Below are 25604 nucleotides of genomic sequence, written 5' to 3'. Positions count from 1 at the left end.
GGTCTCTCCTCATCGCACTGGCCTGGTGTCCGGCTCGTACGGCTTCTGCACCACTTCGAGCCGGGTCGCCGATTGGAAATAGTTCTTGTTGATCTGCTGCGTCTCGAGGTTGATCGAAGTCTGCCCCTTCTTGCGGAAATAGGTGGCTTCGAGCCGCATCCGTGCGTCGCCCTCCGGGCTGTCGGCGGTACAAATCTCGTGCACGAAAATCTTGCCCACCGGCAATTGCCCGTCGGTCGGCGGCAGGTTCTCGCAAGTCTGCGCCCAGCGCCCGTAGCGCGACTTGAGGTTGCGCGACAGCGTCATCGCCACCCGCCGCTCGCGATCCGCCGCCCGCTCGTCGGTGACGACGCGGATGCCGCGCGCGATGCCGCCAGCATCGATCAGCACCGAGAACACCACCGGGTGGGCATAGATCGAGTTGCCGCCCTGCATGACGCGGTACTCGGTCTCCAGCGCCCTGGCGATATAGTCGGCCTCGTCGTCATTGGTGAAATACACCTCGTGCAGGCCCGTCGCCTCGGCCGGGCACGTCTCGAATTCGGAGAAGTCCTTGAGCGGCGTCGAGGGCGGCCCGCCATTGGTGCCGCAGGCGATCTCGGCGATTTCGGCCGGCGGGATCTGGCTGATCGGTTCACCGAACCTGATGTCCCAGATGGTGTATTTGGGCACGAGATTGGCGTCGAACTGCGCCAGCGCCGGCGGAGTCACCGCCAGCGCACCGAAGATCCCGATTGCAAGCGATAGCAGGCCGAGCCGCATCGCTTACTTCTTCAGGAAGGCGCAGGCCTTCTCGGCCGAAGCGCCGAAATAGAAGGCGCAATCCTCATAGGTCGCCTTGGGCTTGCCCTGGATGTGGGTCTGGATATAGGCGACGAGGCTGAGGATATCTTCGCTTTTGAGCGACTTGCCCTTGTGCGGCATCTGGCCCTCTTCGAAGTCGGCCTTGGTCATGCCGTAGCAGCGGTCGTCCTTGTAGGCCTGGGCATCGTGATACGGCATCGGCGTGCCCGGGATGCCGCAGCTGATGATCTCGATGAAACCCTGCGCATCGAGGCCGGAGTCGCGCAGCAATGCGGCGGCGCCTTCCGAGCGCGGGTTCTTGCCCAGCCCATTGCCATCCCAGCCGTGGCAGGAAACGCAGTTGCCGCCCCTGCTGCCATAGACCACGACGCCGCGATTGACATCGGCGCCGGCGAGCAGCGGGTCGAGTTCGATGGCGGTAGCATCGGCCGCTGGAGCCTCGGCAGGGGCGGCAGTCTCGGCTGCCGGAGCATTGGCCGGCGGCTGCGCCGCATTGAGCGCCAGCGGGGTGACCGCCACGAGGCCGGCTGCGACGAGCAGCGCCAGGGATTTGCGGTTGAGGAGCGACATCGGGAAACTCTTCTTTCTTCAATGAGTCGTGCCGGGCGGTTGGAAACCGCCCGGCTTGGTCAGTTGGTTGTGGTCGCGAACCGCGCTCAGAGCGAGAACACGTAGAGGACGTTCGCGGCGGGACGGTTGGCCAGCTCCGGGTACCCGAAGGTGGTGACGGCGCTGCCGCCCGACGCGATCGCGATGTACTCCTTGTCGCCGACCTTGAAGGCGATCGGCGGGGCGCTGAACGTGCCGCCCATGTTGATCGACCACTTCTGCTCCAGCGTCTTCGCATCATAGGCGCCGAACGTGCCGTCCATCTCGCCGGTCCAAACCAGGCCGGGCGTAGTCATCACGCCGGCATAGTTCGGATACGGGCGCTCGATGCTGGCGACCTGCTTGCCGGTAGTGACGTCGAACGCGAAGATCGAACCGGTCTGCGCACCCGAGGCCGCTGCCGCGCCACCCGCGAAGGTAGTTGCACCCGGCGCCACGTCTTCCGGAGCCTTCTGTTCAACCGTCAGGTCCGAACAGCCCTCGATGCCGGCGCCGTAAGCAATATTGGTGCTGGAATCGACGGCCGGCGGCCAGAAGTTCATGCCGCCCTGGATGTTCGGGCAGGTGTTCACCGTCTCGCCGCCACGACGCATGGTGCCGTTGGCATAGACCTGCAGCGGCTTGGACGCATCGTATTCCACCGGCTTGCCGGTCTTGGGGTCGATGCCCTTGGTCCAGTTCAGCTTCGACACATAGGGGTTCGCCGCGATGAACGAGCCATTGGTGCGATCGAGCGTGTAGAAGATGCCATTGCGGCCGAAATGCGCGAGGACCTTGCGGTCTTCGCCGTCGACCTTGGCATCGACGAGCAGCTGGGCGCCGACTTCGTCATAGTCCATGTAGTCGCCCGGCGTGTACTGGAAGTGCCACTTCAGCTCGCCGGTATCGGCGTCGAGCGCCACGGTCGAGTTGGAGTAGAGGTTGTCGCCCGGACGATATTCCGGATCATACATCGGCACCGGGTTGCCCGTGCCCCAATAGGTGGTGTTGCTGGCTTCGTCGTAGGAACCGGTCACCCAGGCTGCGGCGCCGCCGGTCTTCCAGCAATCAGGGTTGCCCGACTGGTCGCAGAGCCAGGTTTCGGAGCCGGGCTGGCCGGGCTCGGGAACCGTGTAGAAGCGCCATACCTCTTCGCCGGTCTTGGCGTCGAGCGCCGCCACCCAGCCGCGCGTCGCCCAGTCGCCGTATGACTGCCCGACGAGGATCTTGTCCTTGATCACCAGCGGGGCGTTGGTGAAGCCTTCACCCGGCTCCTTGCCGACCTGCTGGTCCCACACCACGTCGCCGGTCTCGTCGTCGAAGGCCATGACGCGGCCGTCGTTGAGGACGGTGACCACCAGGTTGTCGATCAACGCCAGTCCGCGCGAAGCCAAGAGGATGCCGCGGCTCGGGTCTTTGTCGATGCCGGTATCGCCGACCCACACGGTCTTGCCCTGCTTGCCGTCCGACACGTCGATCTTGTAGGGCGTGCCCCAGGGGTCGGAGATGTAGAGGAAGCCGTCCTTGGCGAGCGGCGTCGCTTCCATCGAGCCTGCGCCGAACCCTGCCGGCTCCGAACCGCCGAGCGGCACCGCGAAGGCGAGCTTCAGGCCCGAGACGTTGTCGGCGGTGATTTCGCTCAGCGGCGAATAGCGGTGCGCATCATAGGTGCGGTGCACCATCAGCCAGTTGCCGGCTTCCGCTTCGCTGCCCGCGGCGGAAAGCCGCGCGGCGGTGACGTCCGCGGCCAGGGCGACCCCCGGCAGGACCAGCATGCTGCCCGCCAGCATGGCGGACATCAGGTGTTTCAGGTGCATTTGTCTCCCCCTTCAGGATCGTTTTTGTTTGGCACACTGGCGCCACATAAAACCGATGCGCGGGGGAGTTTGCCTATGTCATCTATTGGAAATTCTGCTGCAAGCCCGCGGGCGTCCGCCCGCCAGCCAGTTCCTTCTCCGGCCGGGCCCGCTCTGGCGTCGGCAGCTCGAGCACGCTGTCGGCAGGGACGTTCTGGCTATACTCGTGGCGGCAGAAGTCGGTCAGCCGCTTGAAGATATTGGCATAGCCCGGCAGTGTCATCAGGTGCTTGGGCATGGCGAGGACGATCGAGCGATCCATGCCGCCGAGCGTATAGACCCTGAGCCGCGCCCGTACCGAGTTGGGCAGGCTGGGCAGCAGCGACAGCGGTACATGCGTGGTCGCGAGGCCTTCCGCCACGATATCGGTCGCCGCCACGTAGGTCATCGCCGAGAAGGCCGGCGTCGCGTAGGGCAGGTTCGAGCGGTACCAGGCATCCGACACCGGACGCATCGGCACATTGGCGCTGATCTCGACATAGCGGGTCAACGAATGATCGAGCTGCGACGCCTTGACGCCCTTGGTCAGGGCCTTTTCCAGCATGCCGCCCGGCAGCTCCGCCGGCACCAGCAGCACCATCGGATCCCGGAACAGCAGAGCCGCGGCAAAGCTCGAGCGGTCCTCGGCCAGCGCGTCGTCGTTGACGATGACGCAGTTGAGCTGGTGCAGCCTGAGCTGCTCCACCAGCTCGCTGCTGGTAGTCGAATAACTCACCTCGAACTTGGCAAAACCCTGCTCGTCGCTGGCAATCCGCGCCGCCGCCGACAGGAACCTGCCGCGCAGCGTCGGGCTGAGCCCGATTCTCAGGAACACCCGGCTATCGACATACCGCTTCTCGTGCTCGTCGATCGCCTGGTCGAACTTCCTGAGCACTTCGTCGGAGAACTTGAACCAGTATTCGCCGGACGGCGTCAGGCTTACGGTTCCGGTGCGGTTGCGATTGATCAGCTGGGTGCCCAGCCGCTCCTCGAGCTTGGCCAGTTGCTGGCTGATGGAAGGCTGGCTCAGCCCGACGCGCCGCGACGCTTTGGTGATCGATCCTGCGATCACCACGGCGCGGAAGATCTGCATTTGCTTGAGGGTGATATCCATTGTGGCCCTGAACTCTAGCCCTCTATGTCAGCACAATACGTCACATTCGATAAGCTAATAGAAGGTCGCATACCCCCCATTTGTGGGGTGAGAAAAGCAAAGCCCTCCCGGCGAGCGCCGGGAGGGCTTGGCCTGATCGAAATCGGTGAAACTTACTGCGCCGGCGCCGCTGCGGGATCGGCCGGGGCAGCGCCTGCTGCCGGGGCAGTCGAGAAGGTCTGCAGGTAGGCGACGATATTGTCGAGGTCAGCCTGCTCCTTGAGCCCCGGGAAGCTCATCTTGGTGCCCTTCACGAAATCCCTGGGCTTGGTGAGAAACTGGTGCAGCGTCTCCGACGACCACACGAGACCACCGGCGCCGGCATCGGTCATCGCCTGCGAGTACTTGAAGTCCGGTGCCGTACCGGCAACGCGGCCGAACAGCTCGTTGAGCTCCGGGCCGACCTTGTTCTTGGCGCCTTCGCCCACTGCGTGGCAGGACGCGCACTTCTTGAACACATTGGCGCCGGCCGCCGCATCGCCTTCGGCAAAGGCCGAACCCGCGAGCAGGGCCGACATCACCAAACCAAGAGCCAGAACTTTCATTCAACTTCCTCCAAACAGCCGCCGGACGCGCGACGGACTTGGTCACATGAGGCAATCTCTGGCGGGCGCATAGGTTGCAAGTCAAGCGACCGCACGTCGCAGGGGGGCGCTGCTGCATTGTCGGCATGTGCCGCCAAAGCCGGTGGCACAAGGCTTGCTTGGCGTTGGGCGTCGACGCCACCCACCGGCGGTGATTGTTTGTCGCGCCAGGCTCACGGATGCCCCTTCCTCAGCCGCCGGATGCCCAGAAACACCAGCAGCACCACCACCGGCGCCGACATCGCCAGCATCTCGCCCTTGGTGAGCGGCAGTACCTCGTGCAGACCCTCGAAAATGTAACCGAGGATTCCGAGCGCGTAGTACGAGATGGCGATGATCGACAGCCCCTCGACCGTCAGTTGCAGCCGGTATTGGCTGCGGCCGGTCTGGCTGATGGCATCGAGCACCGAACGGTTCTGCGTCTGTATCGAGAGCGTAATTCGCGCATCGAGCAGTTCGATCGAGCGCCGCACCTTCTCGGTGAGCGCGCTCAGCCGCTTCTCCATCGCCTTGCAGGTGGCGAGCGCCGGGTGCACCCGGTTGTTGAGGAAGCGCTCGATGGTGGTGAACTCGCCGATGGCGTGTTCGCGTAAGCGCGTCAGCCGCTCCGCCAGCACCTCGCCATAGGCCTGCGTCGCGGCAAAGCGAAAGCTCGTCTGTTCCACCGTCCGGCTGATATCGACGCTGAGCTTGTGCAGTGCTTCGAGCGACAGCTGGTGCTCTTCGGCCGTGTCGCCGCCCTGCCCGACCTGCTGCATGATGGCCGCCAGCTGTGCCTCGTAGGCGCCGACCCGTCCGCCCATTTCGCGCGCCAGCGGCAACCCGATCAGCGCCATCGTCCGATAGGTCTCGATCTCCAGCAACCGCCGGACGATCACCCCGATCCTGAGCGCGCCGCTGCGCCCTGCCGCCACCTCGAAGCGGGTGAAGCCGTCGGCGTCGAGATGAAAATCCGTCGCCGCCTGTGCCCCGTCGTCGAAGATCGACGAGTAGCAGAGGCTCAGCGGATTGAAGCCGGCCAGCGCCCCCGCCTCGATGGTGGCGGTCGGCATCACGTCGATGCGGGTGGCGAACACCAGCAGCAGCTTCTCGTGCAGCTCCAGCCCGATCCCCTCGGGCCTGGCGTTCCAGTCGTCGGCCGGCCCGCTCCAGGTCATGGTGGCGAACTCGTTGTGCAACTCCCAGGTCACCTGCCGTCCATCGCGCGCGAACGCCAGTTGCCGCGCCCAGGCCGGCCCTTCCGGCGCCACCCCGGCGACCACCGCCATCTGCTCATGCAGCGCCCTCAGGTCGTTGCCGCCGTCGGCGCTCATGAAGGCCAGCCGCCGGATGCGGATCGGCGGGGTCATCCCCAGCACCGGCCGCGCATGCGTCTCCGCATCGATCAGCCGCCGATAGCTGTGCTCACGCCATTCCGCCACTGCCCGTCACCTCTCGACCACCATGGGGCGATTGCCGCGCCCGCCGTTAGCGTGAACGCAGCCGCGCCGCGCAGCAATCGTCACTTTGTCGCGCCTCGCCGGGGATGTTGGCATTTCCAATGCGATGCATAGGCAGAGACGATTGGCCGGCCATGCTAGCGGTGGCAGCAACCTGAAAAGATGTGCTCACCGTCCCGGACGAGACGAGCCGCCGGGTCTGGAGGAACGGATCTTGGACGACGTAAAGGCGGCGGTCATCGGACCAGCAAGCGAAAGGCGCGACTACACCCCGGTCCTGCGCTGGCTGATCGTCAACATGCTGGTGGCGATCGGCTTGCTGACGCTGTGGCAGATGGGCTTTCTGAGTTCCGTCCTGCAAGCGGACCACACCCGCATCTCGCTGCTGATCTTCGCCATCTTCGTCATCACCAGCCTCCACTGTCTGATGCAGGCCATCGACATCAGCCGCGAACTGATCGCCGCCCGGCGCGCCCGCCAGGCCATCGAGGCCGAGAGCGAGTCGGGCTTCCGCCTTGCCGGCACCAACGTGCTCACCGGCGCCGGCACGCTGCTGCAACCGGGCGTCCTCACCACCCATGTCGGCAACCTGGTGAAGAAGGCAGAGATCCGCGGCAAGGGCCAGCTCGACCAGACCCTCCTGCTGCGCTCGGTGGCCGACAAGCTCAGGGCCCGCGAAAAGATCGGCCTCTTCGTTTCCGAAGGGCTGCTCCGCCTGGCCCTGCTCGGCACGGCCATCGGCTTCATCCTGATGCTGATCCCGATCGCCGGCCTCAACTCGTTCGAGGCCGATACGCTGCGCAACGCGCTGAGCGGGATGACCGGCGGGATGGCCGTGGCGCTCAATGTCACCGTCGCCGGCATCGCCACCGCGCTGATCCTGAAGTTCCAGTATTTCCAGCTCGATGCCGCCATCGGCGAGCTGTTCTCCAGCATCGCCGAAGTCTCGGAGATTTACGTCGTGCCGGCGATCGAGCGGAGCCACGATGGACGGGCCTAGCCTCTTCACCGGTTCCGAGAGCGACGACGGCACCTTCGTGCCGTTCACCGACATCCTCTTCAACGTGCTGCTCGGCTTCACCATGATGGTGTTCGTCGCCTTCGCACTGATCCGGCCGGATGCGAAATCGGGCATCATCGATACCAATGCCGAGTTCATCATCACCACCACCTGGCCCGATGATAACGACGACGACATCGACACCTATGTGCAGGATCCGACCGGCAACGTCGTCTGGTACCACTCGATGCAGAAGGGCTTCGTCACCCTCGATCGCGACGATCGCGGCAACTATCTCGACGAAGTCACCGTCAACGGCGTGACCCATCACATCGCGCTGAACCAGGAGACGGTGACCATTCGCGGCATTCTGCCGGGCGACTACGCCATCAACGTCTACCACTTCACCAACCCCAGCGCCGCCGCGGTGCCGGTGACGGTGAAGGTCGAAAAGATCAATCCCAAGCTGTCGGTGGTCTACTACGACACGCTGGTGCTCGATCACAAAGGTGACGAGAAAACCGTGGTGCGCTTCAGCCTCGATAAGGATGGCGCCGTCAGCGGCATCAACACCGTGCCGGTGTCGCTGATCCAGGCGGTTCGCAAATGAGCCCGCTGGTCATCGCCGGCGCCGTGGCGCTGTTCCTGGTCCTCGCGCTGCTGCTGCTCAGCCTCAACCTCACCTCGCTGTGGAAGTGGTGGATCAAGGCGGCCGCCATCGTCGTGACGCTCGGCGGGGTGATCGTCCTCTACTTCACCATGACCGGACTCGTCGGCTGGGCCAGTTCGGGCAACATGCCCAAACGTTTCGGCCTCCTCGCCACCCGCATCGTCGAGCCCGACAAGCTGAGCAACCTGCCCGGCGCCATCTATCTGTGGGTCGAAGAAGTCGACGACCGCCAGATCGTCATCGGCCCACCCCGCGCCTTTCAGGTGCCCTACAAGGTGGAGATCGCTACTGAAGTCGCCTCGGCGCAGCAACAGATCGAAGGCGGCGGCAAGGTGCTGGGCCAGTTTGCCGCCACCGGCAGCGAACAGGCCAACGCCGCCCAGACCGCCCAGCAGCAGGGCCAGGGCGCCATCAATACCGACGGCAACGCCAACCTCTCGGCCAGTGGCGGCGGCGACGGCGCCGAAACCATCGGCGACCCCGGCGCGCTCAGCTTCTCCGAAATGCCCCCGGTCGAGCTCCCCGACAAGGCCGCCGTGATGCAGGTGACGCAATGAGACTACCCACCTAAACCGCGTGGCAGGAGGCGACTGACCGCCGACAGACGGCCCCCTCCCATCCTCCCCCATGACGGGGGAGGTGCCCCCCGGATCACTGGGCACGATCGAAGACAGAACCTCAACTCTTCACCTCCCCCGTCATGGGGGAGGCCGGGAGGGGTTCGTCTCTCTCAGTCAGGGCCTTGGCGCCGACCCGGAGCTGCTGGCTGCAGTGGAGCCGAAGCGGAACCTACTTGCTCAGTGCATCGGCGGCATAGCTGAGCGCGTGTTCGACCGCCCGGATCTCCACCACCAAAGGCGCCACCTTGGGGTCCGACTCCCAGGCCGAGAACCCACGCTGCTTGGCGAGCTCCGTGAGATCGGCTGCCCGCTTTCCGACGATTCCCGCCGCCGTCCGCGCTTCGCCCAGCGCATCGGCCCGCACCGAGTCCGGCGTCTGCGGGTTGTTGGCGAGACTCTGCAACCGCCGGGCATTGATCTTCCACTGCCGCGCAAACTCCTCCGCCCGCTTCAGGCGGAACGAGATCACCGTATCGCTGAGTGCTGCCTCTCCCATGCCCCCACCATTGATTCGGGCCGTTGAAGAGTCAATTTGGCGCGCCGATTTTGATCGCCAGATGGCAGCCGGCCGCCAGTCGCGGCCTAATTCAGCGGCTGCAGGTCCGCCAGCAATGTCGGCACCAGCTCGCTCACGGTCGGGTGCACATGCATGGTGCGGATGATGGTGTCGACATCGACCCCCGCTGCCATCGCCTCGAGCAGTGACTGCATCACCTCGTCGCCCTCGATCCCCAGCAGCGCCACCCCGAGGATCTGCCGCGTTTCCGCGTCGGCGAACACCTTCATGAACCCCAGGTTCTCGGCCCGCTCGTTTGCCCGACTCACCCGGGTCATCGGTCGCACTGCTACCAGCGCCTTCCTGCCCGAGGCCCGCACCTCGGCCTCGCTCATCCCCGCCCGGCCCAGCGGCGGATCGATATAGAGCGCATAGGCAGGCACCCGCTCGCTGACCTTGCGGTCGGCGCCGTCGAGCAGGTTTTGCGAGACGATCTCGAAATCGTTGTACGAGGTATGGGTGAAGGCTCCTCGCCCGTTCACATCGCCCAGCGCATAGATATGCGGCTGGCTGGTCCGGAGCGTGTCGTCGACGGCGATGTAGCCTTTGTCATCAAGCCGCACCCCGGCAAGCTCCAGCCGCAAGTCCTCGACATTGGGCACGCGCCCCACCGCCAGCAGCAAGTGGCTTCCTTCGACCACCTCGCTGCCTGCCCGGTAGTGCACCGCCACCCCGTCGTCGCGCTGCTCCGCCGCCATGCAGCGCGCATCGGTGATCACCTGGATCCCCTCGCCTTCGAGGATGCCGCGGATCGCCTCCGTGACATCATCATCCTCCTTGGCCGCCAGCCGGGTGCTGCGCGCCAGCACCGTCACTTCGGAACCGAATCGCCGGTACATCTGGGCGAACTCCAGCCCGATATAGGAGCCGCCGACGATCAGCAGGTGCCTGGGCAGGGTGTCGAGCTCGAGGATCGAGGTGTTGGTGAGGTACGGCACGCCCGCCGCCCACTCCGGCACCACCGGCCGTGCTCCGGTATTGAGGAAGAATTGCTTGCCCTCCAGTACCTCGCCATTCACCTCGACGGCGTGGGGCGAGAGGAACGCCGCCGAGCCGCGGAGCACCGTGAGATTGGGGGTCGAGTTCATCCAGTCATCGAGCCCCTGGCGCGAGGCGAGCACCACCTTTTCCTTCCGCGCCTTCACCGCCGCCATGTCGACGCTCACCGGTCCGGTGACCACGCCGAAATCCTGAGCCCGCCGCGCCAGCCAGGCGACCCGCGCGCTCGCCACCAGGGTCTTGGTCGGCTGGCATCCATCATTGACGCAGGTCCCGCCCATATGGCGCCGCTCGATCAGCGCCACCTGCTGGCCGGCTCCGGCCAGCCGCGCCGCGAGAAACGGCCCGGCCTGCCCACCTCCAATGACGATGGCGTCGAATGATCGGCTCATGACTGAAACTCCGCGGCTGGGGCCCCGGGACCTTAGCCGCCCGCGGCTGATCGGGGAACTGCGCTGCCCGGAGCTTCGTTCATAGCTCGCTTGCGCCGACGGGCCTTCGCGTCGGGCGCGCACGCTGCTAGGTTTGCCTGTCTGCATTCAGGGTTGGCGCGCCATCCCGGTCGCGCCCCATGGCTCGGGGAATGACAATGCCCGCCAAATCGAAACCAGCCGACGCCGCCACGATGGTCAGCGAAGATGCCATCCGCCAGCGCGCCTACTATCTGTGGGAAGCCGATGGCCGCCCGGACGGCCAGCACGACCACTACTGGTCGCGCGCCCATAAGGAGGCCACCCAGGCCTATGCCGAAGCGACCGCCAACGGCGTCGCTAAAGCCGGCAAGGGCAAGAGCCCCGGCGCGATACCGGCCGCCGTCAAATCTAAACCGCCCAAGGACGCCAAGCCGCTCAAGGCCAAGGCGGAAGCCAAGCCCGCAAAGAAAGCCGTAACGAAACCACGGGCGGCGGCGGTGACGGCAAAGAAGGCCAAGTAGCTCGTCACCGGCCTGTCTGCGATCCTCCCCCGCGGGGGCAGGGGAGGGGCTTCGAGTCGTTCCGGCCGAGCCGGTGGAGGGCGGCCATGACCTTGGCCGCCGCCAACCTCAGTCCTTGGCCGCGATGGCGATGATCTCGACCTTCAGCGACGGATGCGCGAGGCGCGCTTCGATGCAGGCGCGGGCCGGCGGGTTGGCCGGATCGATCCACGCGTCATAGACGGTGTTCATTGCGGCGAAATCGGCGATGTTGTTGAGGATCACCTGGCAGAACAGCACCTTCGACTTGCTGGTGCCGGCCTCGGCCAGCAGCTTGTCGATCGCCTCCAGCACCTCGCTGGTCTGCTTCTCGATGGTGCCGTTGTAGTCGGTCGCGACCTGCCCGGCGAGATAGACGGTATTGCCGTGGACCACGGACATGCTCATGCGCTTGCCGGGCTGGTGACGGGTGATGCTCATCGAATGCTCCTCAAATGAATGGCGGAGCCTCTGTAGCGGCTCAGCCCAACCGGAGAAAGCAGAACTTCCGCCCTATTCCGCCGGCACCGACTGGGCGCAGTCGCCGACGAATGCCGTGAGCAGCGCATTGAACTCACGCGGATGGCTGGCTTGCGGCATATGGCCAGCCCCGGCGATCCGGAACGGCTGGCCACGCCATAGCCGGCGGTACGGCGCCGCCTCGATGAAACCAAGGTCGACGGCCTCGTCGGCCCCGCCATTCACCACCGCGATCGGCAGCTCCAGCCCTGCGACCAGTGTCCGTTGGTCTGCCGCATCCGCGGCCAGCAGCGCTCCGACCACCGTGGCCCGACTGCGCCCGTCGGCGCGCCGTATGGCTTGGCGCAGTTCCATGACCATCTGCGGTTCGCTGACGGCATGCGCCGCAACGAAGGTCTCGACATCGGCCTCACTGAGCTCCGGCTTGCCCGACAACTGGATCGCCGGCCCGGGCAGCCAGGCCCCGCCCATGCTTTCGGCACTCTTGGCGAAGGGTGGCGCTCCCACCAGCATCAGGCCGCGCGCATGGGGCAGCCGCGCCGCCAGTTCCAGCGCAATGTGACCGCCTAGCGAGGTGCCGACCACCACGACCGGCCCGATCCCCAAGGCTGCGACCAGCTCGGTCAGGTATTGGGCGTGCCCGCCAAGCGTATAGTCGTGGTCCGGGTCGGCGGCGTTTTCCGATCCGCCGTGCCCGAGCAGGTCAGGCGCCACGACACGATAGCGCGGCGACAATTCCTCGATCTGCCGGACGAACACGTCCTTATGCCCAGAGTTCCCGTGCAGCAACAGCACCGCCGGTTCACCCGAACCAGCATCGACAGTCTCCAGGGTGCCGGCCCGTGTCTTGACACGTGCAACATTCATGCATCAACTCCATAGAATCTGCTAGATCGCAGCAGCTCGAGTTGAATACTGCACTTGACCGGCCAGTCAAATAGCCGACTGTCAACAAAGACAGTCACGCCGAACTGACAGGGCATCCCGTTGCTCGACATCGCCGAAGAAAATTACGGAGCGCTGATCCACCGGGTCTATTCCGCCGGCCTCGATCGCGATAGGTGGTCGGAGGTTCTCAGCGATCTTTCGACCCTGATCGGCCGGTCCTGGATCGCGTTGCATGGGCACGACATGGCCCGCAACGTCAATCTCGGGTTCCTGACCCACAATTACAGTCCTGATCATCATGCTTCGTACCTGCAGCATTTCGCCGCGCGTAACCCCTGGAACACCCGGGCGGCGCGCGTCCCGGTCGGATCGGTGATCCATTCGCAGATCCTCCTGGAGCCGGGCGTGCTGAAGCGGACCGAATTCTACAATGACTGGATCCGGCCGCAGGAGGATATCGGCACCGGCGCCGGCGTCACCCTGTTCCGCGATCGAGAGCGCTTCCTGCGCCTGTCCTGCAATATCCGCTTCCGCGATCTCGAGCACATGGAAGCCCGGCTGCTCGGCCTGCTCAAGGCCGTCGGCCCGCACGTCCAGGCCTCGTTCCAGCTGTCGCGCCGCCTCGCCGGCGCCCGTATCGGCCAGCATTATCAGGATGCCCTGCAACTGGTACCCGAGGCGGTGCTGTTGCTCGATTCCACCGGTCGCATAACCTTCGCCAACGCCGCGGCGGAGCAGCTTTTGGAGAACACCACAGCGGTCGCAACCGCTGACGGTCGCCTCGCGCTGCCCGATCAGTCGGCGCAGCAGGCAATCGAGGCCGCGCTGGCTGCGATCACTCGGAGAACCGTCGGGCCGGGCGCCCCGATCACCATCCGCACCGGGACCACGCCGCTTGTTGCCGAACTCTTCCCGTTCGTTTCCGACGAGACGCCGGTCGAGCCGCCCTTGCTCCTCCTGCTCGACGGCCTGCCGACCGCCATCATGCTGCTGCGGCGATCCACGTCACCGCTGGGGGACGCGCTGGCAGGCGCTGCCGAGCGCTTTGGCTGGTCGCCTGCAGAGACGGCGCTTTGCCAGCACCTGCTCGAGGGCGGCTCGGTCCGCAGCTTCTCCGAGCGGCGCAGTGTCAGCTTTCACACCGCCCGCAACCAGATGCGCAGTGTGCTCGAAAAGGCCGGGGTGCAGCGACAGTCAGCTCTCGTTGCGCTGGTAGCGAGCCTCGGATCACACTGAGAATCCGGCGCTCATTGACCCATCTGTGTCATGCGGGCGGGCACGGCCCTTTGCTAACTTGGCGTCGTCCATTTGGGCACGACGAAACCATGCAACCCCTGCCGGCCCTCGTTCTCTCCTGTCTCGCGGCACTGTCGATCCTCACGGGAGGGGCGTCTCCCGCCCAGCTCTCGATCATCGACCTCGACAGTCCGGAGGGCCGGCAGTCCTACCTCGATCTCGCCGGCGATATCGAAGTGGGCGACTGGTTCAAGTTCGTCAAACTGCTGAGGCAACATCCCCGGACATCGGGCGTTCTGCTGAACTCAGCTGGTGGCTCGGCCGATGATGGCCTCGCCATCGCCAGGCACGTCTATGAGCACCGTCTCGACACCATGGTCACCGATGCCTGCCACTCGGTCTGCACCATCATCTTTCTTGCGGGCGCACGACGGTTCCTTGCGGTCGACGCCGACCTGTCGGTGCACAGCGCCTATAAGCAGCTTGCCGACTGGGTGGTCGAGGATCACCTCGCCAACGGCACCGTCGCCTGGTTCATCGGTCACATGGGCTACCCGCTGCCGATCGCCAGGCTATGGGTCTCGACCGCCAGCGACGAGACGGCCCCGATCACCCTCGAATGAACGACAAACTGAAGCTCGGCTTCACTGTCATCGAGTAGCGTCCGGGGCCGTACGCTTACTCGGCCGGCACCGCCACCGCACCAGCTTCCGCCCGCCGCGCACCCGGGATCAGCAGCGACACCACCATGGCGAGCGCCGCGACGCCGGCAAACAGCAGGAAGCCGGTAACGAACCCCTGTTCCGCCGGCACGCCGTCGGCCGTGTGTCTTGCCGTCACCACCGCCGTCATCACTGCAGTGCCGATCGCCCCGCCTATGGTGCGGATATTGGCGTTCATACCGATCGCCGTGCCGGTCTGGCTGGCCGGCACGCTCTGGACGATCACGCTGGTCAGCGCCGCATAGGCGAGCCCCAGCCCGATGCCGTACACACCGCTCACCAGCGCCACTTCCCAGATGCTTTGATGCAGCAGCGCCAGCGACACGCAGGAGAGCGCGATCACCGCCGAAGCGCCCGCGAGCTGCAGCTTGAACGGCACCAGCCGCGCCAACCGGCCGCTGAACACCCCGGCCACCGCCATCGATACCAGCATCGGCAGCATCACCCAGCCGGCCTCACTTACCGTAGCGCCGAAGCCGTAGCCGGCCGAGCTCGGCACCTGGATCAGCTGCGGCAGGAACACCCACACCGCAAACATCGCCGCGCCGAACAGCAGCGCCACGAGGTTGCTGGTCCATACCGCCGGCAGCCGCATCATTTTCATGTCGATCACCGGGTTGGCCGAGCGCACTTCCACCGTTACCCAGGCCGCGGCCAGCACTACCGCCGCGACGAACAGCCCGATCACCTCCGGCGAACCCCAGCCCCAGCGCGTCCCGAGGCTCAACGGCAGCAACAGCGCGATCAGCCACGCGGCGAGCAGCGCCGCCGCCAGCCAGTTGATCGTCCCACCCGACTTCACCGGTGATTCCGGCACGAAGAAGAACGCCAGCGTCGCCGTCACCGTCACCACGGCCAGCGGCACCCAGAACAACCCGTGCCAGCCGAACAGGTCGACGATCGGGCCGGCGAGGATGGTGCCCACCCCGCTCCCCACCGCGATCACTGCAGAGAGAATTCCCACCGCGGAGGGCACCCGCGCTGGCGGAAACTCGTCACGGATGATGCCGAACGACAGCGGCACGATCGCACCGCCAAGACCCTGCACGATGCGTCCGGCAATCACCAGCTCGATGCTCGGCGCCAACGCCGCGATCAGGCTGCCGAGCCCGATCGCCGCCAGCGCCAGCACCAGCGTGCGCGCCTTGCCGATCATGTCGCCGACCTTGCCGAGGATCGGCGTCGCCACAGCCGCCGACAGCAGCCAGGCGATCAGCACCCAGGAGACGGCGCTCTGGCTGGTATCGAGTTCGTTCTGCAGCGTCGGCAGCACCGGCGCCAGCAAGGATTGCAGCATCGAGAACGATGCGGCGCCGACCGCCAGCACCATGAAGGTGAGGCTGGGCGACGACGATTTGGACGTGTTTGGCACGTTTGACATGATGATCCTGTCTCGCAGACGGCACTTCCTGCTTGGATTGTCCGGTGCGACTGGCTATGTACTGGAGGACACCTCCATATAAGTGGAGGGTTCCTCCGTTTATCGGAATCGATCTGTGCTGGCAATGCCTGTCGGAAAGAAAAAGGTATGACCGAGACGACCACCTTGGCGGAATTGGCGCTGCGCCGGCCCGGCCGCGCCGATGCGCGGCGCAACTACGACGGCCTGATCGCTGCAGCGCGTCTCAGCTTTGCCGAACTGGGCACCGAGGCGCCGCTCGAGGAGATCGCCCGGCGCGCCGATGTCGGCATCGCCACGCTCTACCGCAACTTCCCCACCCGCGAGGCGCTGATCGAAAGCGTCTATCTCGAGGAGGTTATCGCCGTCTGCAACGCCGCAGGCGAAGTCGCCCATCTCGCGCCGTGGGAGGCGCTGCTGGCCTGGCTCCGCCGGGTCGTCACCTATGTCGGCGCCAAACGCGTGCTGGTCGAGGGCCTCAACCGCGACAGCAACACCTTCAAGGCCTGCCGCCTTGGGTTGTACGAGGCGGGCGCACCGCTGCTCGAGCGCGCCCAGGCGGCCAAGCTCGTCCGTCCGGACGTTGCCATCGACGACGTCATTCGCCTCGTCGCCGGCATTGCCGGCATTGGCTCGACCACCGAGGAGCAGCGTGACCGCATCCTCGCCATCGCCCTCGATGGCCTGAAGCGCGCCGCCTGACCCGATAGGCTCAGTTCAACAGCAAGATCTCAAGGTCGGCCAGGCGGTCGGCATCGGCCAGTACTTCGATCCCGGTAACTCGGCCGGCGCTGACGGTGAAACGCAGCACCCGGAAAGCTACGTCCTCGCGCAGCACGACGATCGCCGCTACGCCGTCGACCAGCGCCAGTTGAGCTTCTGGCATGAAGCCGGACAACGCCCGCCTTGCCACAACCTCGGCGCCCTGCGCCACCAGCGCGATCCCGGTCGGCACCGCGCTTTGGTCGGCGCGCAGCACCACCTCGGGATCCAGCACTGCGAGTAGCGCCGCAAGGTCGCCGCTCCGCGATGCCTTAAGATAGGCCTCGACCACGGCGCGGTGCCGTTCGCGGCTCGGCTCGATGGTTTCGCTGCCGCCCTTCACCCGCCGCCGCGCCCGGCTCGCCAGCTGGCGCGCCGCATCGGTCGTGCGGCCGACGATCGGCGCAATCTCATCGAATGGCAGGTCGAACATATCGTGCAGCACGAACGCCACCCGCTCGGGCGGCGGCAAGGTCTCCAGCACCACCAGCAGCGCCACCCCCAGCGAATCGGCCATGACGAGGTCCTGCTCCGGGTCGTCGCCATCGGCCAGCGTCTCGGCTGCCGGTTGCTCCAGCGGCTCTTCCCGCCGTGACTTGCGCGAGCGCAGCATGTCGAGGCAAATCCGCGCCACCACCGTGGTCAGCCAGCCCGCAAGGTTGCCGACCGTGCTGGCATCCGAGCGGCTGAGCCGGAGCCACGCCTCCTGTACCGCATCCTCGGCCTCGCTGGCCGAGCCGAGCATCCGATACGCCACCCGCTTCAGATGCCCGCGCTCCGCCTCGAACCGGCTGGCCAGAATTTTCTTGTCGTCCATCGTCACATTCCCCGAGCGCGCTCCGTCATCGCAGTGACGAACGACAGCGGCCCGCTGTGACAGCCCGGCCGAGAATTCGCCGTCACCATGAAAACCGGAGCCCAAAAATGCAATCGCGTATGACCAACCCCGCCTTCGCCGTCCCCGGCGCCATGTCGGCCCTGCAGGCGATCAGCCAGGCCGCCCAGGCCAACCCGGCCGTCTCGCATCAGCTGCACGCCCTCGTGCACCTGCGCGCCAGCCAGATCAACGGCTGTTCCGTCTGCGTCGACCTGCACGCCGCCGATCTGAAGAAGCTCGGCGATACCGACCGCCGCATCATCGCCGTCGCCGCCTGGCGCGAGACCTCGTGGTTCACCGGCCCCGAGCGCGCCGCCCTGGCACTCACCGAGGCCGTCACCCGGCTCAGCGACCGCGCCGACCCGGTCCCCGACGCCATCTGGGATGAAGCCCGCGCCCATTTCGACGAGCCGGCCCTCGCCTCGCTCGTCCTCTCGATCGGCATGATCAACATCTGGAACCGCCTCAACGCCGCCACCCGCCAGATCGCCGGCGCCTGGAAAGCCGCCGCCTGAAGGCGAAGCCCTCCTTCTTGATCCTCCCCCGCGTGCGGGGTCACGGATGAGCGCCTTGGGCGCTCACCGTTGGGGGACAAGCAAAGCTTGGTGGAGGGGGCGGCCAGACTCTCCGTTTCAATCCGACAAGGAAGCCCAAAGATGCCCCGTATCGCCCACCCCGCCTTCGCCGTCCCCGGCGCCATGGACAGCCTCATCTCCCTCAGCAAAGCCAGCAAGGCCGTCCCCGGCGTGCCGCTCGGCTTGCTCGAGCTGATGCATCTGCGCGCCAGCCAGATCAACGGCGACGGTAACAACGTCAACCTCCACCCGCGCCTCGCCCGCGCTGCCGGCGAAACCTCGGAGGACCGCATCATCTCGGTTGCCTCGTGGCGCAACACACCGTGGTTCACCGAGCCCGAACGTGCCGCCCTGGCGCTGACCGAGGCCGTTACCCGGCTCGACGACCGTGCCGATCCGGTGCCCGACGAAATCTGGAATGAAGCCCGCCGTCACTATGACGAACCGGTGCTCGCCGCCATGCTGCTGTCGCTCGGCCTGGTGAACCTGTGGAACCGGCTGCACGTCGCCACCGGGCAGGTGGCCGAGCCCGCAAAGCCGGCCGCCTGAACCCGCCGCGGGGCCGCGGCCGGCCGGTCATCCGGCTGACCAACCCATCATGCCCCCTTCAGGCGACCTGCGGCCGTGCGACACGCGCCCGCACGTCGGGCGTCGCGAGACATGTCGCCACCGCCTCATAGCCGGTCGCCCCTGGGTAGGGCGCCACCAGCGTCGGCGGGCTGTGGTTTGCCGGACAGAGGATGATCGCCTCGTCCGGCCCCACCGCCGCAAGATCGAGGACGGCGTTTGACCGCGTCATCGCGAACACCGGCCGCGCCCCCGCCCCGCGATGCCGCAAATATGCCACCACCGCCTCCTGCGACGCCTGCTCGAGCCCCTCCTCGAGCATGTCGATCACCACGGCCGTCGGCCAATCCGTCTCGAGCCCGGCGCAAAGCGCCGTCAGTGCATCGGACGCCACCGCCCCATCTTCGACCAGCCACGCCAGCGTTCGCTCGACGCGCTCGCGCAGCGCGGCGTCGGTCTCGAGGCGCGCCGACGCACCCAGCCCGTCAACCAGCCGGTCCATCCCGAGAAACAGCGCTCCCGGCAGCACCTCGGCGATCTTCTGCGCCAGCCTGGTCTTGCCACTGCCCAGCGGCCCGATGATGTAGGTCAATGCCCTCGCAGGGCCGAGTTCGAACCGCTCGCCACCCCATGGCCACGGCAGCTCGAACCCGACGCCAGCTGTTGCTGGCGTCACGAGGCCCACGAGCTCGCCCCTTGCCGGCGCTTCGCCCCGCCGCAGCCTGTCGCGCAGCTGCCGCAGCCGCTCCATCATGCCGGAGAGTTCCAGCATGCGGCCTTCGAGAACCGACTGATGCGTCGCCAGCGCCGCATCGAGCCCGCGCGGATCGCCCCCCAGCACGCGTTTGGCCTGCGCCAGGCTCAATCCCAGCGCCCGCATCGCCACGATCTCGCCGGCCCGAGCCATCTGCTCGGGCCCATATGTTCGCCACCCCGCCGCGGTGCGCACCGGCACGAGCAGCCCGCGCTGCTCGTAAAGCCGCAGCGCCTTGGCGGAAACGCCGAGCCGGCTCGCGGCATCGGATGCGTTCAGAAACTCAGTCGAGGAACCCATGAATCACCCCGTCATTGCTTGACCGCTCCTCTATCGGGGCGGTCCCAGGGGCCGAGTCAACAGGGCCTGTCCCTCTTGCTGGTGCCCGCAAACTTGCGCCCAACCGTCCAAGCAACCACTTGCAACGGGCGGCGGTTTCCGTTTGGCGCCGATATGCGTTACGCATTCATCCCAACCCCGGTTTCCCCGATGAGTCCCTTCCACCAGATCCTCGGCAACAACCTCGTTGCCAACGTCACCAACTTCACCGTGTGGTTCGCGCTGACCTTCTGGGTCTATCTCGAGACCCATTCGGTGTTCGCCACCGGCATGATCGCCGGCGTCTACCTGGTGTTCACCGCCGCCTTCGGCATCTGGTTCGGCTCGATCGTCGATCACAACTCGAAAAAGCTGGCGATGCTGGGCTCGAGCGTCGTCTCGGCCATCTTCTATGTCCTGGCGCTGGCTGTGCTGCTGCTGGCCCCGGCCGAGAGCTTCACCAACCCCTACGACGGCTTCCTCTGGATCTTCGTCTTCCTGGTCATGCTCGGCGTCATCGCCGGCAATATCCGCTCGATTGCGCTTCCCACCCTCGTCACCGTGCTGATTCCCGAGGATCGTCGCGACAAGGCCAACGGCCTTGTCGGCATGGTCGGCGGCATCGGCTTTCTCACCACCTCGGTGATCTCGGGCTTCCTCGTCGCCTTTGGCGGCATGCTGGCCGTGATGGTGCTGGCGCTGGTGTTCACCGCCCTCGCCTTCGCCCACCTGAGCTTCGTTACGATCGACGAAGGCCGCGCCGTGCCGGATCCTGAGACCCCGGCCGAGCCGAAGCGGGTTGATCTCAAGGGCACCATCAAGGTCATCGCCGCCGTTCCCGGCCTGTTCGCCCTGATTCTGTTCGCCACGTTCAACAACTTCCTCGGCGGCATCTTCATGGCGCTGCTCGATGCCTATGGCCTGTCGCTGGTCTCGGTCGAAATCTGGGGCCTGTTGTTCGGCGTGCTCTCTACCGCCTTCATCATTTCCGGGCTGATCATCGCCAAGACCGGGCTGGGCAAGAAGCCGCTCCGCACCCTGCTGCTGGTCAACCTGGTCTCCTGGTCGGTGTGCTGCGTCTTCACCATCCAGTCCTCGATCTGGCTACTGGGCGCCGGCATGTTCGTCTGGATGCTGCTCGGTCCTTATGCCGAAGCGGCCGAGCACACCACGCTGCAGAAGGTGGTGCCACCCGAGCGGCAGGGTCGCGTCTTCGGCTTCGCCCAGTCGGTCGAGCAATCCGCGTCGCCGCTCACCGCCTTCCTCATCGGCCCCCTCGCCGAGTTCGTCTTCATTCCGTTCATGACCGCCGGGCTTGGCGCCGAGCTGATCGGCGGCTGGTTCGGCACCGGCCAGGCCCGCGGCATTGCCCTGGTTTTCACCCTTGCCGGCATCGTCGGCGTGGTGATCACCATCATCGCCTTCCGCTCGAAGTACTACCGCCAGCTTTCCGCCGTCTATGCCCGCCCCAGCATGGGCGCACCTGAAGCCGCGCCGGCCCAGTAGCCGGTGTTCTCCAACGAGGATCCGACAGCACCATGTCAACGCCCGCATCCACGCGCGTCATCGACCGCCTGAAGACCAGCCTTAGCTTCCAGATCTCGGTCGATACCGACAACCTGCCGCTCGGGCTCACTGTCGCCGAAGCCGCCCTGGCGGCCGGAGTCGACCTCGTCGAAATGGGCACCCCGCTGCTCAAGACCGAAGGCGTCAGGCACGTCGTCCCCGCCTTCCGGGCCCGCTTCCCCGACGCCTTGTTGCTGGCCGACATGAAGACCATGGATGGCGGCGGCTTCGAAGCCCGCTCGGTGTTCGAAGGTGGCGGCAACATCATCGATTTCCTCGCCATCGCCGGCGAGGCCAGCGCCCGCAACATTTGCGCTGTCCGCGATGAGTACCGCCGCGCCAATCCCGAACAGCCGCACCTGGTGTTTGCCGATATCCTGTTGCCGCATCAGGGTCCGGCCAACACCGCCGTCGAAGTTGCTCAGCGCATGCTCGATGCCGGCGTCGACGGCATCGGCGCCCACCTGCAGCTCGATGCCCGCCGCGCCGACCCCAGCCTGTTCCATTCGAGCTACCTCGCCGATACTGTCGCCGCCGTGCACGACAAGGTCGGCGCCGTTTGCTCTGTGCAGGTGGTCGGCGGGCTCTATCTCGAGCAGGCCATCGCCCTCGCCAAGGCCGGGCTCCGCGCCTTCGTCATCAGCGGCAATCTCGGCCTCCCCGACGCCCAGGCCCGCTACAGCAACCCGCCTGCCGAGATCCGGCAGCACATCGCCGCCTTCATTGCCGGCGTGCAGGCCGCGGCTACTGTTTAGCCGAACTCAACGGACGTTTCGTTGCCCGCCGTCGCACCGGCCGGGAACGGCAGCGCTCAGTAGAACACGTCCCGGAACGGCGTGCCGCCGCCACCGCCACCGCCACCGTCGCCAGTGCCGTAGAGCAGTGACTGGGGCTGAACGAACGGCCTCTTTTTCTTCGGCACTTCGCCGACATCAGGGCCCGCGCCCGGCCCCGGGCTCGTCCTGAGCGCTGCCAGTTCGGCCGCCGAGCATGCCATTGGCCGCACCTTCAGCGCGTCGACCCGCACATACACCCGGCCCCCGGTGACATCGTTGGCGCGGTACCAGTCCATCTCTTCGACCACGAGGCAACAGCGCCGGTCCGGCATGCCCGAGGCGACCGAAAACCTGTCCCCCAGCGCTGGACGACAGGTTTGATCAGCAGCAGAGGATTGAGCGGCTGCGGGCAATGCGACATTGGTGACGGCGCCAAGAACGACGGCAGCCGCGATCCACTGGCCAACGCTTGCAACGATGGAAACACGCGACATGGGCAAGACCTCCTGATTACCCAAGACCATGAGGAGATCCGGCTTCGCGCACATCATTCATACCGATGAGATTTAGTTCACTTCACAAAGCAAAGCGTGAGTTGTCATAACGACTTTTGCGTGCTCTTCTATGGCCTTTAGCCTCCAACCACTGGTGAGGCATGAAGCAATTTGGTTCGGACGACATTGCCGGTCTGGCAGACCGCATCTACGAGACGATCTATGACGACAGCCAATGGGCCGGGATCATGGAGGACCTCAAGCTCCACCTGAACGGGTCTCATGGCGCCTATGGTTTTTACGATACGACGACCGGCGCGCAGAACATGCTGGCGGCCGAGTGTACGCCGGAGTATGCGGCTGCGATCTTCGATCCCGAACTGGAAAATCCGCTGGCCGGGCACCTGCTTGCCGCTCCGCCCGGGAGCATTTTCTTCGATCAGTCGGTGCTCTCGCGGGCCGAGTTCAAGCGCAGCATCTTTTTCAATGAGTGGTTTCGCCCGCAGGGGCAGCACACTTCACTCTCCGTCATCCTCTTCCGGCAAGGCGCCATCAGCGCCCAGCTGACCCTGCTCCGGGGTGGGAGCCGGCCGGCGTTCGAGGCCAGTGACGAGGCCTTTTTTCACGCACTCATGCCCGCCTTGCGGCATGCTGCTACGCTGAGAACGCGGGTCGGCGCCTTGCGACTGGCCGACAAGTCGAACGCCTACGAAGCACTGCAGATCGGCTTTCTGATGGTGGACGGCCACGGCCGGTTGCTTTCGGCGAATCCGGCGGCCGAGCGCTATCTCGTCGAACCGAAATACGGGCTCGATGCGCGACGCGGGCAACTTCGCGCCCACGCTGCCGCCGAGCGCGAGGCGCTGCGCCGGCTTGTCGCCGGAGTGTGCCGCGACGCCGACGGCCTGCCCGGCGGCGATATGCTGGTCTCGGATCCGGAAACCGGCATGCCGTCCGCCGCGCTCAGCGTCGCCCCGGCGCGCGATGCCAGCCTTTTCGGGCTCCCCGTCGCCCGCGCCGCGGCGATCTTCATCCAGGACCTGGCTGATCGCCTGCCGTTGCGCTTCGAACAGCAGGCCCGCGCCCTGTTCGGCCTGACCGTCAAGGAGGCGGCCCTGGCAGCTGCTCTGGCCGCGGGCAGGACCCTGCAGCAGGCGGCCGACGAGCGCTGCATCTCCATGCCGACGGCACGTACCCACCTGGCGCAGATCTTCCGCAAAACCCACACCAGTCAGCAAAGCCAGCTGGTCTCACTGCTACTCGGCGTCCTCCCCGTGGGCCCCTAGTGGCTGTGGCGCCAGCGCCACAGCCGTCCGGCCGCTCCCAGCCGCACCGTGAAATTCATTCATATGAACGATGGGGCGGGCGCAGGGCCTCCCGCATGTTCCGCCAGATGATTTTCCGTGCTCATGAGGCCCGACATGCAACTCCGATTCGCGAAACCAACTATTCTGGCGCTCCTGGTAGGCACCTGCCTGACAGAGCCGACCTTGGCTCAGGATTCCGCTATCGCCGATTGGAGTGGCTTCTATGCCGGCATCTATGGCGGGTACGGGATCGACAAGCTGCCGGCGACATCCAACTCGACGACGCTTCCGTACAGCGACGGAGGCAATGACGAACAGCTGTTCGCCGCGCTCGAACAATCCTTTGGTGGCGTCGACAGCTTCCTCGGCGGCGTTCGCGGTGGCTGGAACTATCAGCACGGCGCGTTGATCCTGGGCGTCGAAAGCGCCCTGACGCTCGGATCCTTCACGCGAGACACGTCGATGGAGCTGCATTTCACCGACGACGAGGTTCCCCCGAGCACACTTGACCAGACCTTCTCATCGGCCTTCAAGACCAATGCGATCGCCACCTTCGAAGCCCGTATCGGCGTGGCGTTCGACAGTTGGCTGCTCTACGGCAAAGGCGGCGTCGCCGTAGCCCACGGCACCTCAGAGGCATCCTCGCTGTTCTCGTTTGTCGATGCCGATGATCCCGAGGACAGCATCGAACTCCCCGCCTCGGCCAGCACCTCCGGCCTGCTCTTTGGCGGCACCATCGGCGTCGGCGCTGAACTGCTGGTGACCGACACCCTCTCGGTCGGCGCCGAATACAACTTCCTGAGCCTGCCGGCCCAGGAGCTGACGCTCAGTGGCGTCGCGATCGGCGAGGCTGAAGCCTCACAAGGCCCGATCGGCATCCACACGCTGAAGGCCGGCATCAACTACCACTTCTAGGCACTCGCTGGATTTCGCCGCCCGCAGATGCAAAACGGGACCGGCGCTCACCCGAGCGCCGGAGTCCTGCCGTGACCAAACGCCTTTCCAAGACCCTCGCCGCCGAGATCGCCACCCGCACCCTCGAAGTGATCAACCCCGCCAACCGCGGCGTGGCGCTGGCCGCCGCCCTGCGCCGCCACGGCTTCGATCCGAACGCCGCCGAGCTGCCGGCCAACCCGACCGATCGCGCCGAACTGGTGGCCTGGCTGCTCGCGACATACGCTCCGCGAGAATAGGCAAATCTCCGCGGTCATCGCAGTTCGTCAGCCGCTGATCCGTCAATCAATCCCCTAATCATCCTCCCCACCGGGGAGGCCAGATTTCGTTTCCTAAAGCAAAAGTCCGCCTCGAGCCGAAGCGAACTTTTGGGTTTGTCGACCGGTCCCAACTCCTGTCGCCGGGACCGGCGTTTCTGGCCTTCATGCTGCGAGCCGCAGCGCGGGGCGCCTGTCGGTGGCGTGTTCCACGGCCCAGTTGAGCGCCAGGTCCGCCACCGCTTCCCAGCCCTTGTCCATCAAGGTCCAGTGCGAACGATCATCGAAGATCTTGAGTTCGGTGATGCTCTTCGCCCGCTTCTGCTGGCGATAGATCGCGTCGGTCATCGAGGCGTCGGCGATCAGGTCCTTGCCGCCACCGATCAACAGCAGCGGCGCCCGGTTCTGCCCGGCCCAGTCGATCAGCATCGGGTTGATCACCCCATCCCAGTACACCTTGCCGGCGGTCGGG

28 protein-coding genes and 1 pseudogene are annotated in these 25604 nt (G+C 65.9%); 14 read left to right on the top strand and 15 right to left on the bottom strand.

Features of this window, described 5'->3' with window-relative positions:
• Positions 1–9: 9 nt before the first annotated feature.
• From VGV07_RS08395 to VGV07_RS08370, 6 genes are all read right to left on the bottom strand, one after another.
• A complete protein-coding gene (locus VGV07_RS08395) occupies positions 10–762 on the bottom strand; it encodes a hypothetical protein (protein WP_326868246.1) in 753 nt (250 codons plus the stop codon).
• Positions 763–765: 3 nt separating this feature from the next.
• Positions 766–1374 (bottom strand): c-type cytochrome, encoded by a 609-nt coding sequence (locus VGV07_RS08390; RefSeq protein WP_326868245.1) that lies wholly within the window; start codon positions 1372–1374, stop codon positions 766–768.
• Between the two features lie 86 nt (positions 1375–1460).
• Positions 1461–3209 carry a pyrroloquinoline quinone-dependent dehydrogenase gene (locus VGV07_RS08385; RefSeq protein WP_326868244.1) on the bottom strand — a complete coding sequence of 583 codons (1749 nt, stop codon included), beginning with the start codon at positions 3207–3209 and terminating at the stop codon, positions 1461–1463.
• Between the two features lie 82 nt (positions 3210–3291).
• Entirely contained in the window at positions 3292–4341 is a 1050-nt protein-coding gene (locus VGV07_RS08380) for a LysR family transcriptional regulator (protein WP_326868243.1), read from the bottom strand.
• A 152-nt stretch (positions 4342–4493) separates the two neighbouring features.
• Positions 4494–4925, bottom strand: coding sequence for a cytochrome c family protein (locus tag VGV07_RS08375; protein WP_326868242.1), 432 nt, complete (start codon positions 4923–4925; stop codon positions 4494–4496).
• A 212-nt stretch (positions 4926–5137) separates the two neighbouring features.
• Positions 5138–6385, bottom strand: coding sequence for a DUF3422 domain-containing protein (locus VGV07_RS08370; RefSeq protein WP_326868241.1), 1248 nt, complete (start codon positions 6383–6385; stop codon positions 5138–5140).
• A gap of 232 nt (positions 6386–6617) precedes the next feature.
• Here VGV07_RS08370 and VGV07_RS08365 point away from each other — a divergent pair, with 232 nt between their 5' ends.
• The 3 genes from VGV07_RS08365 to VGV07_RS08355 are packed head-to-tail and all read left to right on the top strand — an operon-like array spanning position 6618 to position 8630.
• A complete protein-coding gene (locus VGV07_RS08365; RefSeq protein ID WP_326868240.1) occupies positions 6618–7403 on the top strand; it encodes a MotA/TolQ/ExbB proton channel family protein in 786 nt (261 codons plus the stop codon).
• Positions 7390–8013 (top strand): hypothetical protein, encoded by a 624-nt coding sequence (locus VGV07_RS08360; RefSeq protein ID WP_326868239.1) that lies wholly within the window; start codon positions 7390–7392, stop codon positions 8011–8013. The genes VGV07_RS08365 and VGV07_RS08360 overlap by 14 nt, the downstream gene beginning before the upstream one ends.
• On the top strand, positions 8010–8630 hold the full coding sequence (locus tag VGV07_RS08355) for a hypothetical protein (RefSeq protein ID WP_326868238.1): 621 nt from the start codon (positions 8010–8012) through the stop codon (positions 8628–8630). Before VGV07_RS08360 ends, VGV07_RS08355 begins: the two co-directional genes overlap by 4 nt.
• A gap of 232 nt (positions 8631–8862) precedes the next feature.
• Here VGV07_RS08355 and VGV07_RS08350 read toward each other — a convergent pair whose 3' ends face one another.
• Both VGV07_RS08350 and VGV07_RS08345 read right to left on the bottom strand, forming a co-directional pair.
• Positions 8863–9189 carry a hypothetical protein gene (locus tag VGV07_RS08350; RefSeq protein ID WP_326868237.1) on the bottom strand — a complete coding sequence of 109 codons (327 nt, stop codon included), beginning with the start codon at positions 9187–9189 and terminating at the stop codon, positions 8863–8865.
• Positions 9190–9275: 86 nt separating this feature from the next.
• The gene (locus VGV07_RS08345) at positions 9276–10640 is read right to left on the bottom strand and encodes an FAD-containing oxidoreductase (RefSeq protein WP_326868236.1); all 1365 of its coding nucleotides are present in this window, start codon (positions 10638–10640) and stop codon (positions 9276–9278) included.
• A 197-nt stretch (positions 10641–10837) separates the two neighbouring features.
• Here VGV07_RS08345 and VGV07_RS08340 point away from each other — a divergent pair, with 197 nt between their 5' ends.
• Positions 10838–11182, top strand: coding sequence for a DUF2934 domain-containing protein (locus VGV07_RS08340; protein ID WP_326868235.1), 345 nt, complete (start codon positions 10838–10840; stop codon positions 11180–11182).
• A gap of 108 nt (positions 11183–11290) precedes the next feature.
• On the opposite strand, the gene VGV07_RS08335 is transcribed toward VGV07_RS08340, so the two are convergent.
• On the bottom strand, positions 11291–11641 hold the full coding sequence (locus VGV07_RS08335; RefSeq protein ID WP_326868234.1) for a RidA family protein: 351 nt from the start codon (positions 11639–11641) through the stop codon (positions 11291–11293).
• A 72-nt stretch (positions 11642–11713) separates the two neighbouring features.
• Entirely contained in the window at positions 11714–12547 is an 834-nt protein-coding gene (locus tag VGV07_RS08330) for an alpha/beta hydrolase (protein WP_326868233.1), read from the bottom strand.
• A 120-nt stretch (positions 12548–12667) separates the two neighbouring features.
• Here VGV07_RS08330 and VGV07_RS08325 point away from each other — a divergent pair, with 120 nt between their 5' ends.
• Both VGV07_RS08325 and VGV07_RS08320 read left to right on the top strand, forming a co-directional pair.
• Positions 12668–13804 (top strand): helix-turn-helix transcriptional regulator, encoded by a 1137-nt coding sequence (locus VGV07_RS08325; protein WP_326868232.1) that lies wholly within the window; start codon positions 12668–12670, stop codon positions 13802–13804.
• Between the two features lie 89 nt (positions 13805–13893).
• Entirely contained in the window at positions 13894–14427 is a 534-nt protein-coding gene (locus VGV07_RS08320; RefSeq protein ID WP_326868231.1) for a hypothetical protein, read from the top strand.
• Positions 14428–14482: 55 nt separating this feature from the next.
• On the opposite strand, the gene VGV07_RS08315 is transcribed toward VGV07_RS08320, so the two are convergent.
• On the bottom strand, positions 14483–15907 hold the full coding sequence (locus VGV07_RS08315; RefSeq protein ID WP_326868230.1) for an MFS transporter: 1425 nt from the start codon (positions 15905–15907) through the stop codon (positions 14483–14485).
• A 147-nt stretch (positions 15908–16054) separates the two neighbouring features.
• Here VGV07_RS08315 and VGV07_RS08310 point away from each other — a divergent pair, with 147 nt between their 5' ends.
• On the top strand, positions 16055–16627 hold the full coding sequence (locus VGV07_RS08310) for a helix-turn-helix domain-containing protein (RefSeq protein ID WP_326868229.1): 573 nt from the start codon (positions 16055–16057) through the stop codon (positions 16625–16627).
• A 10-nt stretch (positions 16628–16637) separates the two neighbouring features.
• Here VGV07_RS08310 and VGV07_RS08305 read toward each other — a convergent pair whose 3' ends face one another.
• The gene (locus VGV07_RS08305; protein ID WP_326868228.1) at positions 16638–17504 is read right to left on the bottom strand and encodes a sigma-70 family RNA polymerase sigma factor; all 867 of its coding nucleotides are present in this window, start codon (positions 17502–17504) and stop codon (positions 16638–16640) included.
• A gap of 107 nt (positions 17505–17611) precedes the next feature.
• Between VGV07_RS08305 and VGV07_RS08300 the strand changes: the two genes are divergently transcribed.
• Together VGV07_RS08300 and VGV07_RS08295 are read left to right on the top strand one after the other, a co-directional pair.
• Positions 17612–18079 (top strand): carboxymuconolactone decarboxylase family protein, encoded by a 468-nt coding sequence (locus VGV07_RS08300; RefSeq protein WP_326868227.1) that lies wholly within the window; start codon positions 17612–17614, stop codon positions 18077–18079.
• Between the two features lie 141 nt (positions 18080–18220).
• Positions 18221–18688 carry a carboxymuconolactone decarboxylase family protein gene (locus VGV07_RS08295; RefSeq protein ID WP_326868226.1) on the top strand — a complete coding sequence of 156 codons (468 nt, stop codon included), beginning with the start codon at positions 18221–18223 and terminating at the stop codon, positions 18686–18688.
• Between the two features lie 58 nt (positions 18689–18746).
• Here VGV07_RS08295 and VGV07_RS08290 read toward each other — a convergent pair whose 3' ends face one another.
• A complete protein-coding gene (locus VGV07_RS08290; protein WP_326868225.1) occupies positions 18747–19760 on the bottom strand; it encodes a MerR family transcriptional regulator in 1014 nt (337 codons plus the stop codon).
• Positions 19761–19949: 189 nt separating this feature from the next.
• On the opposite strand from VGV07_RS08290, the gene VGV07_RS08285 reads away from it, so the two are divergent.
• A complete protein-coding gene (locus VGV07_RS08285; RefSeq protein WP_326868224.1) occupies positions 19950–21284 on the top strand; it encodes an MFS transporter in 1335 nt (444 codons plus the stop codon).
• 32 nt (positions 21285–21316) lie between these two features.
• On the top strand, positions 21317–22099 hold the full coding sequence (locus VGV07_RS08280) for an orotidine 5'-phosphate decarboxylase / HUMPS family protein (protein ID WP_326868223.1): 783 nt from the start codon (positions 21317–21319) through the stop codon (positions 22097–22099).
• A 56-nt stretch (positions 22100–22155) separates the two neighbouring features.
• Here VGV07_RS08280 and VGV07_RS08275 read toward each other — a convergent pair whose 3' ends face one another.
• Entirely contained in the window at positions 22156–22614 is a 459-nt protein-coding gene (locus VGV07_RS08275) for a hypothetical protein (protein ID WP_326868222.1), read from the bottom strand.
• Between the two features lie 161 nt (positions 22615–22775).
• Here VGV07_RS08275 and VGV07_RS08270 point away from each other — a divergent pair, with 161 nt between their 5' ends.
• The 3 genes from VGV07_RS08270 to VGV07_RS08260 all read left to right on the top strand — a co-directional run bounded on the left by VGV07_RS08270 (position 22776) and on the right by VGV07_RS08260 (position 25114).
• On the top strand, positions 22776–23900 hold the full coding sequence (locus VGV07_RS08270) for a helix-turn-helix transcriptional regulator (RefSeq protein WP_326868221.1): 1125 nt from the start codon (positions 22776–22778) through the stop codon (positions 23898–23900).
• Between the two features lie 123 nt (positions 23901–24023).
• Complete coding sequence (locus VGV07_RS08265) at positions 24024–24836, top strand: outer membrane protein (protein ID WP_326868310.1); 813 nt, start codon at positions 24024–24026, stop codon at positions 24834–24836.
• A 71-nt stretch (positions 24837–24907) separates the two neighbouring features.
• Entirely contained in the window at positions 24908–25114 is a 207-nt protein-coding gene (locus VGV07_RS08260; RefSeq protein ID WP_326868220.1) for a hypothetical protein, read from the top strand.
• Positions 25115–25297: 183 nt separating this feature from the next.
• Here the strand turns inward: VGV07_RS08260 and VGV07_RS08255 are convergent.
• Positions 25298–25604, bottom strand: a pseudogene (locus VGV07_RS08255) (hypothetical protein); the annotation flags it as partial.

The organism is Devosia sp. (assembly GCF_035944845.1).
Classification (GTDB): Bacteria; Pseudomonadota; Alphaproteobacteria; order Rhizobiales; family Devosiaceae; genus Devosia_A.
The sequence above is the reverse complement of the archived record's forward strand: the minus strand, read 5'-3'. Positions and strand labels throughout refer to the sequence as shown.